Origin of the sequence: Thermoactinomyces sp. DSM 45891, assembly GCF_900119485.1 — a bacterium.
Taxonomy (GTDB): Bacteria; Bacillota; Bacilli; order Thermoactinomycetales; family Thermoactinomycetaceae; genus Baia.
On sequence record NZ_FPJZ01000005.1, the window covers coordinates 35,498 to 50,541 of the forward strand.

A 15,044-nucleotide genomic window follows, 5' to 3' on the forward strand; every position below is an offset into this window, starting at 1 on the left:
TCATTAGGTTTTTTCAAACTTACATATTTCATCGTATTGGATCTCTTTTACTTCATAAATGGGTTCTGTTCCCTGCTCTGAACATAGTGCAGTCGATATCATGCAATCCTCTTTAGGATGAAAGGTATAGAAGTGATATTCACCATCAAATTCTCTATGATGATTGAGAGGCACAGTAAAAGATAGCGGCTTCATTGAAAAGCCTTTGCCCTCTGCCTTCATCACTGCCTCTTTTCTAGTCCAAATCCAGTAAAAGTGTTGAAGCCTCGTTTCAAGATCCTCCGGCTTTTTAACAAATGCCTTCTCTTCTTCTTGAAATACTAGAGGCATTACTTCCAAGTGATCCTTGAATATGTTTTCAACATCAATCCCGACTTCACCAGCTAGTGTAACCGCACAAGCAACAAGACCGTCTGTATGGGTTAAGTTAAAATAGATTTGCTTCTTATCTTGCAAGTTCGGAGTGAGATATAGCTTTCCATACTTATTTTCTTCGAATCGTATATCTGCCGATTCTATTCCCAAATATTGACCTAGAAGCCCCTTCAACAACATTCTTCCCAACAAGAATTCTTTTTTCTTATGATCAACTAGATAAGAGTTTCGTTTTTCTTCTTCTTTTTGATCTAAAATAGCTGTAAACTTGCTCAATTCATCGGAATGTATAGCGGAGGGAATCTTAGTCCAATAAATTTCTACGGTGTTGTTATTCATTCATTTGATCCTTCCTCTATGAGTTGCTCCCCGATGGATAGAACCAGCAGACGCAACCCCTCACAATCACTAGTAGCCCGATGACTTGGAATATACTCAATGTCTTTCTGCCTTAACGCCCGTGTTAAAGAGACAAAGCATTCATCCCGATGTAACTGCTTGTACATTTTCATCACACACCGCGGATCGTAGCTAATCAATGGCAATTGATACTTCTTACAGGTTCTACGAATCATCATGATATCCGCATCAGAGGCATACATTAATACCGTCTTCCCTTGGATAATGCTACCTACTTCCGACCAAATTTCAGACCATGTAGGAGCATCTTGTACCATTTCATCTGTAATACCATGGATATCCGTGGTACGTTTTGGAATAGGCTGAGAAGGCTTCACAAGCGATTCAAATAAAATCGCTCCTTTCGCATCCGTGATACCGATCTCGATAATTTCGTCCTCCCGCCCCCCTCCTGTAGACTCCGTATCCAGTACTAACCAATCCCGTCTTAGATACCATTTCCGAAATAATTGCTTACTCTGTTCATAATCTTTTTCTATTTCTTTACATTTTTTCTCATAACATATTAGACAAAGATTCACTTCCTCCATCCGTGCACGTTTCTTGCAGCGTTTACATCTTTGAATTTTTGGTTCGTTTTGTGTTTGATTTTGTTTCATATGAGTAAATTTCCCCTTGTGCACAATCCCAAACGAATGTTTACCAGTGTGTATGTATATTCTCTTACTACTATATCCTAACAGGCCCTCCTTACACTATCAAATAAATGGGCAAAAAAGACTACCTTGCCCAGCTAAAAACCTACTATATGATGAAATAATTTGAGGTAAAACATTAGTGAACAGATCGCTTTTTAAAATGTCCTCCTCTTACCTCATGAATATTACCAACAGCAAAAAAAGCTTGTGGATCTATATCTTCTACAATTTCCTTTAGCTTTGCTTCTTCGAGGCGTGTTATAACACAAAAGATTACCTTTTTGTACTCTCCTGTATACCCACCTTCGCCACTCAAATAGGTAACCCCTCTCCCCAAGCGATTTAGTATACAGCTTCCTAGTTTCTCTGGTTCTTCACTCATAATCCATACAAACTTGGTTTCATCAAACCCTTCGATGACAACGTCGAGGAGTTTAAATACGATGAAATAAGCAATAAACGAATACATAGCACGCTCCCAACCAAACAAAAACCCCGCACTTCCCAAAATAAACAGGTTAAAGAACAAAACAATTTGACCGACAGAAAAGGAAGTCGTCTTATTAAAAAGGATCGCAAGAATCTCAGTTCCATCTAGTGATCCCCCGTATCGAATCACTAATCCAACTCCAATCCCCACAATAATACCACCAAAAATGGATGCTAGTAGGGGGTCATTTGTAAGAGGAGGAACTGAATGAAGTGAATAGGTGCCAATCGACATAACTGCCACACCCAACATGGTGGAAAACGCAAACGTCTTTCCAATCTGCTTGTACCCCAAGAAAAAGAAAGGGAGATTCAGTACAAATAAAAAAACACCTAACTTCAGACCTGTTAAATAAGCAAGCATCATAGAAATACCGACAATTCCCCCATCAATTACCTGATTGGGTAACAGGAAAATCTCTAATCCGACAGCAACTAACATAGATCCAAATAAAATCATGATAATACGCTTGAAAAGATTGGTTTTTTTCAACTTTTTACGATTCGGTTTTTCTAACTGAGGGGATGCAAACTCCAACAGAACAGTCTCCTTTTTGTATAGAATTCGTTGGATAGTATCCCCTGTTATTGATTGGTTATGTTAAATTCATCCAAAGATTGTACAAAAAGCAATCCAACCCGTACACCTATTTACTCGAAGGACCTACCCGAATGATCACAATGGTACTGACCCGAACATGTGATGGAATTTGCACGTGTAGAACAACATTCTCCGCGGCAGAGTTTCCATGATTATGAACAGTGAAGGTACCCGTTAATGCATCATTTAGCCCGAGCATAGTTGTTGAAATGCCCCTATGGTAACAGGGAAATCTCCCGAACTTGTGGTTCCTACTACATACATACTTCCCTCTCTACATATATCCCTTTGATTACCATTTGTAGGAATGAGAGAATCTGTTTTATATGTCATTTATAGATGGATCGCTTTAATCAGAACCTTTTTCACATCACATCATATGTATATATCAATCCTATTAGGCAAATGGATGACGACTGGTAAGGAGATGAGCAGATTGTACTATGAATACTTAAATCAACCCGTGTCCATCAATTATCTAGAATCATTAGACAACGTACTTATAGGTGTCAAAAGATCCGCTACTTCCATCGCTTTTTACAAAAAACTAGCCAAAGCCGCACCCGATCAAAAATACAAGGAAGATATCTTGCAAGCGATAGAGAAAGAAAAAGGACTTTGGAGAAAATTTACTCAATTATATATCGATCTAACAGGAAGACACCCTGTATATGAAACAAAAAAAGTTACCTTTCTCACATTTGAAGGAGGACTAAAAAAAGCCTTTGAACGAGCCATGAAGGATTACGAAGAATATCGGAATAGTTATGTCCACACACAATACTTGCCTTATCAAGATATTTTTTTAAAAGCTTGTGAAAACGAAGCCGATCAGGCAAAGCGATTTCAGGCTTTATCGGAGATAAAACAGCGCAATATTCCATTAAGAGATTATGGAAAACAACCCCTTGTTATCAATATTGATGTAGCAGCTAAGCAGAATAATGCTTTTCGAACCACTCTGTGGACAGGAAATTATTTACAAGTGACATTGATGAGTATCGATGTAGGAGATGACATCGGTGTAGAAATGCATCCTGACGTCGATCAATTCTTACGAATTGAAGATGGAAAAGCGCTAGTTCAAATGGGAAATCAAAGAGATGCATTGAATTACAAAACAGAAGCGTACGAAGATTATGCTATTATGGTACCCGCTGGTACATGGCACAATATTATCAACACGGGAAATACGCCACTCAAACTTTATTCTATTTATGCACCACCTGAGCATCCCTTCGGTACAATCGATAAACAAAAACCCAGTCATGCACATAATGATAGTCCATGAGATTATTTTACATTTTTAAATTTTATATAATAAGTAAAGAAGCATTAGATCGACTGTCAACCTAATGCTTCTTTACTTATTATATAAAAGATCGCTATTTTCTAAGAAATAACCCCTAACTCTTTTCCTACCTTTTCAAAAGCGTCCAGTGCTTTTTGAAGATCTTCTTTGGTTTGACTAGCTGTTACAATCGTCCGTACACGTGCCTTCCCTTTTTGGACAGTTGGGAATGCGATTCCTTGGGCATATACACCCTCTTCGAACAATGCATCCGAAAATTTCATCGTGAGGGCATCATCACCAATAATGACTGGTGTAACAGGAGTTTCACTATGACCAGTGTTAAAACCTAATTGAGAAAGACCGTCTTTAAAGAAGCGCGCATTATCCCAAAGTCGTTCCATGATCTCAGGCTCTTCTAGCAATACGTTAACTGCTTCCAAACATGCGGCGGTGACTGCTGGTGGATGCGAAGTGCTAAATAAGAACGGACGAGCACGTTGAATCAAATACTCACGCAATACTTTAGGCCCAGCTACATAACCACCTAACACACCAATTGCCTTGGATAAGGTGCCAATTTGGATGTGTACACGACCATTTAGATCAAAATGATCAACCGTTCCACGGCCATTGCGCCCCAATACACCACTCGCATGTGCATCATCTACCATGACAATAGAGTTATACTTCTCTGCCAGCTCTACAATTTGTGGAAGCGGGGCAATGTTCCCATCCATACTAAATACGCCATCCGTTACAATCAAGCGCATTCGTGCAGATTGCGTTTCTTGTAATGCTTTCTCTAGATCTTCCATGTCCACATGCTTATAGATTCGGCGTCCTGCTTTTGTGAGCCGAATGCCATCGATAATACTGGCATGATTTAGCTCGTCACTAATCACTACATCTTCAGCAGATAGAATCGTTGCCACAACCCCGACATTTGCAGTAAATCCAGATTGGAACACTAGGGCTGCCTCTGTATGTTTAAACTCAGCCAATTTACGCTCAAATTCCTCATGGAGAGAAAAGGTACCCGCAATCGTACGAACAGAGCCTGTACCAGCACCAAATTTTTCTACTGCCTCAATCGCTGCCTTACGCAAACGAGGATGCGTCGTTAATCCTAAATAGTTATTCGATGAAAGTTGAATGACTTCTTTACCACGAATCACAACCCGAGCACCTTGCTCTGATTCGATTTCTGTAAGCGGACGATACATACCTGCATCTTTCCAGCTTTGAATTTCCTCTTCCAGATGTGCAAATGGATTCATGCTTACACCTCTTCTATTATCATATTATCTATTTCATTATAGAGAAAAAACAACTTTCCCACTACGTCCACTTTTCATTAATTCAAATCCCTCTTCAAAATCATCTAAGGATAATCGATGTGTAATAAGTGGCTTCAAGTCTACTGCTCCTGACTCTAAGAAAGAAGCAGTTTGTTGCCATGTCTCATACATGCGACGTCCTGTAATCCCTTTTACTGTAATTCCTTTAAAGACAATGTCATTGGTTATATCTAATTCAATCGGACGAGTAGGCAAGCTTAAGATGGAGATTCTTCCCCCTGGAGTTAACATCTCAAACGCCTGTTTCATCGCGATCGGATGTCCCGACATCTCCAATACTACTTCTACACCCTCTCCACGCGTGATGGCTTGAGTAGCTTTCACTGGGTCTTCTTCATGGGAGCGAATCATATGCGTAGCACCCATCTGTTCGGCAAGATTCAATCGATATTCATTTACATCTAGTGCAATTACTTTAGAGGCACCCGCAGCTTTTGCAACTGCCACCGCCATAATACCAATCGGGCCGCATCCTACTACAGCGACACTACGCCCCGCTACCTCTCCAGATAAAACCGTATGAACCGCATTTCCCATCGGCTCCATTAATGAAGCGATTTCAAATGGAAGACTTGGGTCATTTACCCATAAATTAGATGCAGGAAGGGCAACATATTTCGTAAAGCAACCATCTCTGTCTACCCCGATGATTTGGGTGTTCAGGCAAACATGGTAATCATTCCGTCGGCACGCCGCACAGTGACCACATACGATATGGGTTTCTGCGGATACATGATCACCTACTTGCAAATTGGAAACGTTTTCACCCACTTCTACTACCACTCCACCCAGTTCATGACCAAATACATAAGGTGGTTTAATCCGACTCTGTGCCCATTCATCCCATGTATAAATATGGACATCTGTTCCACATATACTGGAAGATTTTACCTCAATTAATGCTTCATCTGGCCCAATGGTTGGGATCGGTACTTCACGTAATTGTGCTCCCTCACCTCGATGATGTTTAACTAGAGCGCGCATAGTTCCTTCCACTACGGACACTCCTTTCCTTATTCTAATTCGTTTTCATATAAGATCATGAATCATTATAAATGATTTAAAGCGATATGGGTAGTAGCAACTGTCTTTTTAGAGCGGACAAAACTCATTGATTGACCCAGTCGGGACCAGATTGGTATAATGAATTTCGTTATTCGAAAGATATGTAGTAGTTTCCTGCATAAAAAAATAAAAATACGTTGGAGGAATCACCTTGAATGGGAAAAATAAATTAGTTCTTCTAGCCATGGCACTTGGCATTTTAATGGCTTCACTCGATAACACGATTACCTCTGCTGCAATTAATACCATCATTGAAGATATTGGCGGGTTTGACCGAGTAAGCTGGGTATTTACCGCTTATGTGCTCGCTTCCACCAGTACCATGTTAGTTTTCGGTAAAATGTCTGATATCTTTGGGCGGAAATTACTATACTTAATAGGAATTGGGTTGTTTCTCACTGGATCTATCCTATGTGGATTCTCTCAAAATATCGATCAATTAATTTGGTCACGTGTCCTACAAGGGATTGGTGCTGGCTCACTCATGCCAATTAGTTTTACCATTATCTTTTCGTTGTTCTCTGATCCGAAAGAAGCATCAAAGCTCACAGGAGTATTTGCCGGGATTTTCGGGCTGTCTTCAGTAGCTGGACCGCAGTTAGGAACGTGGATATCCTCCTCTTTGGATTGGCGTTGGTGTTTCTTTGTAAATATACCTGTTGGTATCCTAGCATTTGTCATTCTACTATTTGCCTTGCAAGAGTCCCGTTCTCAAGTACGACCTAAGATTGATTATTTCGGAACTGTCTTTATTATTATTACAACCGTTTCATTTATGCTGGGAGTAGAGTGGGGCGGAAAAGAGTACGCATGGGGATCCTGGCAGATCATTGGTCTATTTGCCCTCTCTGTAATCTTTGGAGTCGCCTTCATCATAGCCGAGAAGAGAGTTGCAGAGCCGATCTTGCCACTCCATCTCTTTAAAAACAAAGTAGTACGTGGAACCAGTCTCATGTGCCTGTGCCAAGGCGCCATTCTATTTGCCGCAATTACGTATCTACCTATCTTTGCTGTGGCTGTACTCGGAAAAACAAACTCTAACAGCCTACTCACTCCTATGATGTTTTCATTGATGGTTGGAGCGAGTGTAGCAGGTATCTTGCAAAGTAAGGTCTCGTTCCGTACTTTATCGACAATCTCGATGGTATCCGCTATCGGAAGTTGCATCGCACTAACCATGTTGTCCCATACTGCATCCTGGACTACTATAACACTTCTGATGATCGTATTGGGTGCCTTTGCACTTGGACCCTTGATGAGTACTGCTCAAAATGCTATCGCGGCTAATGTAGAGTCTCGTTATCTAGGAATCACTAGTTCAATCATCGGTTTCTGGCGCAATATTGGTGGTGTATTAGGAGCTTCCATTATGGCAACGATCGTAAATAATCAGCTCCAACATAAAATACAAGATGGTGCAAATAAGTTAGGTATTCCATCTGATAAAGTAGATCAATTAGCAAATCCAGAAATTCTTATGCATTCTGGTGGACAAGTCCCTCCTCAAATTCAACAGTTTCTACGTGATGCTCTTGAACTTGCTATCAATAACGGCTTTTATCTCACAGTCATCTTCTCTATCGTCGGGCTACTTGCTGCGATGAGTGTTGGCAAAGGAAATTTTGTAGAAACTCGCTTTAAAAAGCAAAATGAAGCAGCAGTGGCTACCGCAACCAATAAGGACGATTAGTCCAGATCATACTAAATGGTATTCTTATCTTCTCTGCTGCTACATAGGGTGGATGGATAGGAATACCTTTTTACTTTTTCCATGGCTTCTTAGCTTTGTTGCTAGAGAAGATATTGTGTATTTTTGTTTGTATAGCAAACTAGTCTAATTATATATGGAATTTATGAAGTGACTATTTATGAAAATCTCCATAAAAATAGGACCTCGAATTTTTTCGAGATCCTATTTTGTCTATATGAGAAAGAAAAATGAGGACATAAGACCTTATGCGAATTCAGCCATGAGACGGTCAAACTGCTCTTCTGAAATATTGAGATCTTGTTTTGCCAACCCTTCTTCTTTAAAGCCCTTAATCATCGCTTCATACGGTGGACGCTCTTTGTTTTGATAAAGAATTCCGGTTACCAAGCCATTGTGCTCCATCAATGTTTGCATAGCTTGTGCTCGGTTAGCATTATCATATCCCTCTAAGGTATCTAGGTTTACGATATTTTGCTTAAACCATTCGTAGGTATTAATTTTGTTATATGTTACACATGGGCTATACACATTGATTAAGCTAAAGCCTTTATGCTTTAATCCTTCTTCAATCACGTGAGTAAGTTGTTTCAGGTCACTGGAGAATGATTGTGCTACAAAGCCAGCATTTAAAGATAGTGCCAACTCCAATGGAGAAATGGCTTGTTCAATCGATCCTTGAGGCGTACTTTTGGTCTGGAATCCTTGTGCACTACGTGGAGAAGTTTGTCCTTTTGTCAAACCATAGATTTGGTTATCCATTACGACATAAGTAACATCCACATTACGACGGATCGCATGTACCGTATGACCCATACCAATGGCAAAACCATCCCCATCTCCACCTGATGCTACGACTGTTAAGTCACGGTTCGCTAATTTTAGCCCTTGAGCAATGGGGAGTGCACGACCGTGTACTCCGTGTAAGCCATATGCATTTACATAACCAGAGATTCGACCCGAACAACCGATTCCTGAAACGATTGCTACCTCTTCTGGCTCCAAACCTACATTAGCAAACGCGCGTTGCATAGCTGCGAGTACTGAGAAGTCCCCACAACCTGGACACCAGTTGGGCTTCACTTTGTTGCGGAAATCCTTAAATGTTGCCATGAACTAACAGCTCCTTACATGCGTTTGTAATTTCAGCTGGGTAAAATGGATTCCCATCATACTTACCATAGAATTCGATTTTCTCAGCCATTCCTACATTCATCTTAATTAAGGAGGTCAACTGACCTGTTGCATTGTTCTCAACGACAAGAACTTTTTTCGCGTTCTTCATTTGTTCCGCCAATAAATCAGTAGGGAAAGGCATTAACTGACGTATATGCGCTTGGTTTACTTTTAAACCATCTAGTTCAAGGCGTTCGATCGCCTCAGCAATGGTACCTTTGGTTGAGTTAAATCCAATTACCAGAAGATCTGCTTCTTCATGAGGTGCATCAACTGCTATTGGATTGGTATAGCCGATATCTTGGCTAAGCTTTCCTAGACGTTTATCCATCATGTTAATCCGGTTTTCAGCACTTTCAGAAGGACGACCTGTCTCGCTATGCTCAACACCTGTAACGTGATGAATCCCATTTTTAGTACCTGGAAGCGTACGACGAGAAATGCCATCCTCCGTAAGCTCATAACGTGGGAACAATTCTGAGTCCCCTAATTGCGGGAGATCTGCATCAAATGGAAGTAGCTTTCCGCGGTCGATTTTAACTCGATCATAGGATAACGGATCCACCGTCTGTTTCCCGAGAGATACCGCTAGGTCCGTTAGAATAATAACCGGACATTGATACTTCTCAGCCATATTAAATGCTTCAATCGTATCGTAGAAACACTCTTCAGCAGAGCTTGGAGCGATTACGATTTTAGGAATCTCTCCGTGAGTACTATATAACATAGAAAGCACATCGGATTGCTCTTGCTTAGTTGGTAGACCGGTACTTGGACCACCACGTTGGGTATCCACGATCACACACGGGGTTTCTGTCATACCAGCAAGTCCAATCGCTTCTGTCATCAATGAAAGTCCTGGACCAGCAGAAGCTGTTAACGCACGCACACCACCATAGTTGGCACCGATGGTCATCGTAATAGCGGCCAATTCATCTTCTGTCTGAACAACCGTTCCACCGAACTCAGGAAGTTTCCGAATCAGGTATTCCATAATTTCAGATGATGGAGTAATCGGATATGCAGCCATCAAACGAGCTCCAGCCGCAACAGCTCCAAATGCAATCGCATCATTACCAATCATGTAAAGACGCTTTTGACCGTCCGAGGTTGCTAATTCAAAATCAGGAAGATCATCAATTGTAAGTTCTTTCACATAGTCACGGCCACGTTCGATCGCTTCCATGTTCTTATCAACGACTTTTTGTCCCTTTTTCAAGAAGCGTCCTTCGATTACCTCACGGAACGCAGCAAGTGGCAATCCGAGGAGAGCTGTCGAAGCACCTACCGCCACCATATTTTTCATCTGAGCCATGCCAACTTCTTCAGCGATTTTCGTGAATGGTACCGCTAATAAGTGAGCTGTGATACCTTCAGGCAATGCAGGATCAAACTTTTCATCCGCCAAGATGACTCCGTTTCTGATTAACTCGTGTGCATTAAGATCGATCGTTTCTTGGTCAAATGCAACCAAAATATCGAGGTCATCGGCGATCGAACCGATTGGATCGGTACTCATACGAAGCTTAGTATTCGAATGTCCACCTTTAATCCTAGAGGAAAAGTGGCGATACGCATATAGATGATAACCTTGTCGGTTTAATGCAGTCGAAAGAATCTCACCGGCACTGTCGATCCCTTCACCTTGCTGTCCGCCCACTTTCCACGAAAGCTGCTTAATCATGAACTCATCTCCTTTAAACTCCCAAACACAACGATTACAATATCATTTATATGTTAGATTCTAGATCGGCTCTTCACAAACGAAAAAATACAGTCCATTTTTGTGGTGAGTCGTCTAACGCATTTTCATTTATCATTCTAGACCTGCCCACCTGAAAAAGCAACCGTTTCCCTTCTAAAATTGTTCACATTCGGTTTTGCTATACCAACAAATCACTAAAATTAATTCATAAAAACGTATATTTATACAATGTGTTATGAAAACGCTTTACTATAGAATACATAACTGCTTTTCCATGCCCATTTTTCTACTAAATCAGATGGATAATATTGCAATAGCATGTGGATAAACTGAGAGTACTGTTTTGTCGTTTCTAAACCAGTTACTTTTTCTTCAATTCCATCAAAATCAGAACCAAACATGATGTTATCTGCCCCTCCCAGTTCACAAATATGTTCAATATGCCGTATGACATGACTTATATTTGACTCATTTGCTGGTTGATAAACAAAATACGGGACAAACGTCACACCAATCATACCATCTTTCTGAATCAATGTTCGAATTTGATCATCCTCCAAATTTCGCACATGTGGACATAGAGCGCGTGTATTTGAATGACTCGCCATCACCACTAAATCCGTGTGCTCCATCACATCCCAGAAACTTCGGATGGAGAGATGAGAAACATCGCAAATCATCTTTAGTTTTTTCATCTCTCCCAAAACTTGGTGGCCAAATCGAGTAATCCCCCCATTGCGTATTTCTTGAATTCCATCCCCTACTTCATTTGCATAGTTCCACGTAAGACCCATGGAGCGCACTCCTAGACGATGGAATAATCGCAAATAGGCAATCTCCCCTTGAAGAGCGTCTGCGCCTTCTAGAGATAAGATTGCCCCAATCCGAGTATGGTCGTCTTTTTCACGAGTTACTCGTAAATCATCCAACTCCTCTCGATTTGTAATCAAGGTCATCTTCGATTGATCCTGTAGCACCTTTTGATAAAAAATGTCAATTTGCTGGGCCGCTGCTAAAAATCGTTGTCCTACTGGAATTCGAGGTGGAACGAAAACAGCAAAGTTTTGCATGAAGCTATTTGTAGAGCATAGACCATAGTACGAAACATCTAATGCCGAATCTTCCTCATAAAAATCGTGTTGATCGGGAGAATTCCATAATTTTAATAGAACATCACAATGCCCATCTATAATCCACATGTACGTCCCTCCAAGCTCAATAAAAAAATAAACCTGTCTATTATAAACAGGTTTTTACTAAAAGTTATATACGAATCTGAGTTAGCGAGGTTCTACGATTAGTTTGATCGCCGTACGCTCTTCTCCATCGATTACGATGTCTGTAAATGCTGGAACGCATATGAGATCAATCCCACTAGGCGCCACAAATCCTCGTGCAATCGCAACAGCTTTTACTGCTTGATTAAGTGCACCCGCTCCAATAGCTTGCATTTCCGCTTGACCGCGTTCACGCAAAACACCAGCGAGTGCGCCTGCTACAGAATTCGGGTTGGATTTTGCTGAAACTTTTAATACTTCCATGACTGTACCTCCTCGATGGTTATGAGTGAGTCCACTCCTAATATATTCGACTAAGTTTTAAAAATTCCTTCTTAAAAATGTAGATAGAAATGAAAAATCAGAAAGAATTTTATTTGAAAACTACCGAAGTTATTAATGAAACCACGGTGAGTCTTCGTCAATTCGAATCCTTTGAATTCGTCTAGCCTTTTTAGTCGAAGTATCAAAATCCAGAAGAACAGCATTTAACTGAAACCTACCGCCAGCTACTTCGAAACGAACGGGTAGTTGAGTAAGGTAGCGACGAATGACCAACTCCCTATCCATCCCAATAATTCCATCATAAGGACCCACCATTCCCACATCTGTTAGATAAGCTGTGCCTTTAGGAAGGATTCGTTCATCTGCTGTTTGTACATGTGTATGCGTGCCAATCACCGCAGATGCCTTTCCATCTACAAACCAAGCAAAAGATTGTTTTTCAGAGGTAGTTTCAGCATGAAAATCAACCAAAATATAGTGTTCTGCAGATATTTGTTTATACATTTTTTCAAAACTTTTCATAGGGCAGTCCAAGGTGAGAGGAGACATAAAGCTACGCCCCATCAGATTCATAACCGTAACTTTCCCCTTCGGGGTCGAAAGAGTGGTAAACCCTTTACCAGGCGTTCCTTCCGGATAGTTGGCAGGTCGCACCAAGTGTTCCTCGCCCTCAATAAAATCAAAAATCTCAGACTGTCCCCATGTATGGTTACCTAATGTTAAACAATGCACCCCGAGAGATCGAAACTCTCGAACGATCTCTTTCGTAACTCCTCTGCCATTATTCGCTGCGTTTTCCGCATTTACAACGATCACATCAGGTTGATAAGTGTTTTTTAATTGTGGTACGTACGTTTGAAGAGTCTGTCGACCAAGCCGGCCCACGACATCTCCTATCATTAAAATTCTCATAAATTTAATATTTCCTCCAACCTCATTCAAAACTTAAAAAAAATAAAGCGGCGTTCCAGCCACTTTATTTTGCATACTCTACCGATCTTGTTTCACGGATTACTGTTACTTTGATTTGTCCTGGATAGTCTAGCTGACTTTCAATCTGTTTCGTAATCTCACGAGCAAGGCGACTTGCCTCTACATCATCCACTTCTTCAGGTCGAACAATGATGCGGCATTCACGTCCTGCTTGAATAGCGTATGATTTTTCGACGCCTTCAAACGACTCACAGATCTCTTCTAGTTTCTCCAGTCTCTTGATATACGCTTCTAGCGTCTCACGTCGTGCTCCTGGACGGGCTGCCGATAACGCATCAGCTGCACGTACTAACACAGCAATTACACTTTCAGCCTCACAATCACCATGATGAGAAGCAATACTATTGATTACGACAGGATGTTCACTGTACTTTTTGGCCAACTCTACACCAATTTCTACATGGGAACCTTCCACTTCATGGTCAATTGCTTTTCCGATATCATGCAAAAGACCTGCACGCTTCGCTAAATGAATGTCTTCACCTAGTTCAGCCGCTAACAAGCCACAGAGATGCGCCACTTCCATCGAATGTTTTAGGACATTTTGTCCATAACTTGTACGGAATTTCAATCGGCCTACAATCTTGATCAAATCAGGGTGGATTCCATGAACACCCGTCTCAAAAGTAGCCTGCTCCCCGTATTCTCGAATTCGTTCATCCACATCACGGCGGGATTTCTCCACCATCTCTTCAATGCGAGCTGGATGGATTCGACCATCCGCTACGAGTTTTTCGAGTGCGACTCGCGCTACTTCACGACGAATTGGATCAAAGCCAGACAGAATAACTGCTTCTGGCGTATCATCAATAATGAGATCGATACCAGTCAATGTTTCCAAAGTACGGATATTGCGCCCTTCACGCCCAATGATTCGTCCCTTCATCTCATCATTCGGTAAGGTAACCACAGAGACCGTTGTTTCCGCCACGTGATCCGCAGCACAACGTTGGATACAAAGAGACAAGATATTACGAGCGCGTTTATCTCCCTCTTCAAGAGCTTGTTGCTCCATATCCTTCACAATTTGAGCCGTTTCATGACGCATTTCGTTTTCTACTTTGGTTAGAATCAACTGTCTTGCTTCGTCTGCAGTCAAGTTCGAAATCCGTTCCATCTCACGAACTTGCTTTTGATGCAGGTCTTCGATTTGTTCCACTCGCGCTTCTAATTGGCGTTCTTTGATCGCTTGAGCTTCCTCACGACGTTCTACACCATGTTGCTTTCGTTCGAGCGTCTCCTCCTTCTGTGCAAGACGACGCTCAAAACGTTGTAATTCGTTTCGTTGTTCACGAATTTCTTTTTCTACATCCATCCGAAGTTGATGGGCCTCATCACGTGCTTCAAAAATCTTTTCTTTTTTGGCTGCTTCCGCATTTTGATGAGCCTTTTCAACAATTACCTGTGCTTCCTTCTCAGCACTTCCGATGCGGGCTTCTGCAGTCATTTTTCGAATCCAGTAGCCCACCCCAAATCCTGCCAATAGTGAGGCTAAAAGCAGAATGATGGATTGAATTTGCATCCGCTTTCACCTCCTCTTTTCTTTTATTAAAAAACAAGACCGATCATTTCGGTCCACTAAGCTCGTCCCTTTGTTGTTTGCTCTTTACCAAGTTAGGCTGTATAACCAGCAAATTGATCATTTCATATGCATCATCAT

14 protein-coding genes are annotated in these 15,044 nt (G+C 41.3%); 2 read left to right on the forward strand and 12 right to left on the reverse strand.

Translation table 11 applies throughout. The annotated features are described in order from the left end of the window. Nucleotides 1-3: 3 nt before the first annotated feature. The 4 genes from BT147_RS06420 to BT147_RS15235 form a co-directional block, all read right to left on the reverse strand. Complete coding sequence (locus BT147_RS06420) at nucleotides 4-714, reverse strand: 4'-phosphopantetheinyl transferase family protein (RefSeq protein WP_072332428.1); 711 nt, start codon at nucleotides 712-714, stop codon at nucleotides 4-6. Then, nucleotides 711-1,394, reverse strand: a complete 684-nt coding sequence (locus BT147_RS06425) for a 3'-5' exonuclease (RefSeq protein ID WP_072332431.1) — start codon at nucleotides 1,392-1,394, stop codon at nucleotides 711-713. The genes BT147_RS06420 and BT147_RS06425 overlap by 4 nt, the downstream gene beginning before the upstream one ends. A 175-nt stretch (nucleotides 1,395-1,569) precedes the next feature. Then, complete coding sequence (locus BT147_RS06430; protein WP_083426441.1) at nucleotides 1,570-2,382, reverse strand: YitT family protein; 813 nt, start codon at nucleotides 2,380-2,382, stop codon at nucleotides 1,570-1,572. A 187-nt stretch (nucleotides 2,383-2,569) separates the two neighbouring features. Beyond that, nucleotides 2,570-2,722, reverse strand: coding sequence for a hypothetical protein (locus BT147_RS15235; protein ID WP_143187937.1), 153 nt, complete (start codon nucleotides 2,720-2,722; stop codon nucleotides 2,570-2,572). 237 nt (nucleotides 2,723-2,959) lie between these two features. On the opposite strand from BT147_RS15235, the gene BT147_RS06435 reads away from it, so the two are divergent. Then, nucleotides 2,960-3,814, forward strand: coding sequence for a cupin domain-containing protein (locus tag BT147_RS06435; RefSeq protein ID WP_177239711.1), 855 nt, complete (start codon nucleotides 2,960-2,962; stop codon nucleotides 3,812-3,814). Between the two features lie 101 nt (nucleotides 3,815-3,915). Here BT147_RS06435 and BT147_RS06440 read toward each other — a convergent pair whose 3' ends face one another. Then, entirely contained in the window at nucleotides 3,916-5,094 is a 1,179-nt protein-coding gene (locus BT147_RS06440; protein WP_072332440.1) for a glycine C-acetyltransferase, read from the reverse strand. A 36-nt stretch (nucleotides 5,095-5,130) separates the two neighbouring features. Further along, on the reverse strand, nucleotides 5,131-6,171 hold the full coding sequence (gene tdh / locus BT147_RS06445) for an L-threonine 3-dehydrogenase (protein ID WP_177239713.1): 1,041 nt from the start codon (nucleotides 6,169-6,171) through the stop codon (nucleotides 5,131-5,133). 220 nt (nucleotides 6,172-6,391) lie between these two features. On the opposite strand from tdh, the gene BT147_RS06450 reads away from it, so the two are divergent. After that, complete coding sequence (locus tag BT147_RS06450; RefSeq protein ID WP_286119136.1) at nucleotides 6,392-7,930, forward strand: DHA2 family efflux MFS transporter permease subunit; 1,539 nt, start codon at nucleotides 6,392-6,394, stop codon at nucleotides 7,928-7,930. A 264-nt stretch (nucleotides 7,931-8,194) separates the two neighbouring features. Here BT147_RS06450 and BT147_RS06455 read toward each other — a convergent pair whose 3' ends face one another. From BT147_RS06455 to rny, 6 genes are all read right to left on the reverse strand, one after another. Next, nucleotides 8,195-9,061 carry a 2-oxoacid:ferredoxin oxidoreductase subunit beta gene (locus BT147_RS06455; protein WP_072332443.1) on the reverse strand — a complete coding sequence of 289 codons (867 nt, stop codon included), beginning with the start codon at nucleotides 9,059-9,061 and terminating at the stop codon, nucleotides 8,195-8,197. After that, nucleotides 9,048-10,808: a 2-oxoacid:acceptor oxidoreductase subunit alpha gene (locus BT147_RS06460; RefSeq protein WP_072332446.1), complete on the reverse strand. Its 1,761-nt coding sequence runs from the start codon at nucleotides 10,806-10,808 to the stop codon at nucleotides 9,048-9,050. Before BT147_RS06460 ends, BT147_RS06455 begins: the two co-directional genes overlap by 14 nt. 254 nt (nucleotides 10,809-11,062) lie before the next feature. Next, entirely contained in the window at nucleotides 11,063-12,028 is a 966-nt protein-coding gene (locus tag BT147_RS06465) for a dipeptidase (protein WP_072332449.1), read from the reverse strand. 81 nt (nucleotides 12,029-12,109) lie between these two features. Beyond that, complete coding sequence (locus BT147_RS06470; protein WP_072332452.1) at nucleotides 12,110-12,370, reverse strand: stage V sporulation protein S; 261 nt, start codon at nucleotides 12,368-12,370, stop codon at nucleotides 12,110-12,112. Between the two features lie 132 nt (nucleotides 12,371-12,502). Then, entirely contained in the window at nucleotides 12,503-13,303 is an 801-nt protein-coding gene (locus tag BT147_RS06475; protein ID WP_072332455.1) for a TIGR00282 family metallophosphoesterase, read from the reverse strand. A 64-nt stretch (nucleotides 13,304-13,367) separates the two neighbouring features. After that, nucleotides 13,368-14,906 (reverse strand): ribonuclease Y, encoded by a 1,539-nt coding sequence (gene rny, locus BT147_RS06480; RefSeq protein ID WP_072332458.1) that lies wholly within the window; start codon nucleotides 14,904-14,906, stop codon nucleotides 13,368-13,370. Nucleotides 14,907-15,044 lie beyond the last annotated feature (138 nt).

Bases quoted from the DNA above. Each gene is read 5' to 3' on its own strand.
- BT147_RS06430 (WP_083426441.1), bottom strand. From the start codon at position 2,382: ATGATTTTATTTGGATCTATGTTAGTTGCTGTCGGATTAGAGATTTTC.
- BT147_RS06475 (WP_072332455.1), bottom strand. From the start codon at position 13,303: ATGAGAATTTTAATGATAGGAGATGTCGTGGGCCGGCTTGGTCGACAG.
- BT147_RS06465 (WP_072332449.1), bottom strand. From the start codon at position 12,028: ATGTGGATTATAGATGGGCATTGTGATGTTCTATTAAAATTATGGAAT.
- BT147_RS06460 (WP_072332446.1), bottom strand. From the start codon at position 10,808: ATGATTAAGCAGCTTTCGTGGAAAGTGGGCGGACAGCAAGGTGAAGGG.
- BT147_RS06470 (WP_072332452.1), bottom strand. From the start codon at position 12,370: ATGGAAGTATTAAAAGTTTCAGCAAAATCCAACCCGAATTCTGTAGCA.
- BT147_RS15235 (WP_143187937.1), bottom strand. From the start codon at position 2,722: ATGCTCGGGCTAAATGATGCATTAACGGGTACCTTCACTGTTCATAAT.
- BT147_RS06420 (WP_072332428.1), bottom strand. From the start codon at position 714: ATGAATAACAACACCGTAGAAATTTATTGGACTAAGATTCCCTCCGCT.
- rny (WP_072332458.1), bottom strand. From the start codon at position 14,906: ATGCAAATTCAATCCATCATTCTGCTTTTAGCCTCACTATTGGCAGGA.
- BT147_RS06440 (WP_072332440.1), bottom strand. From the start codon at position 5,094: ATGAATCCATTTGCACATCTGGAAGAGGAAATTCAAAGCTGGAAAGAT.
- BT147_RS06425 (WP_072332431.1), bottom strand. From the start codon at position 1,394: ATGAAACAAAATCAAACACAAAACGAACCAAAAATTCAAAGATGTAAA.
- BT147_RS06455 (WP_072332443.1), bottom strand. From the start codon at position 9,061: ATGGCAACATTTAAGGATTTCCGCAACAAAGTGAAGCCCAACTGGTGT.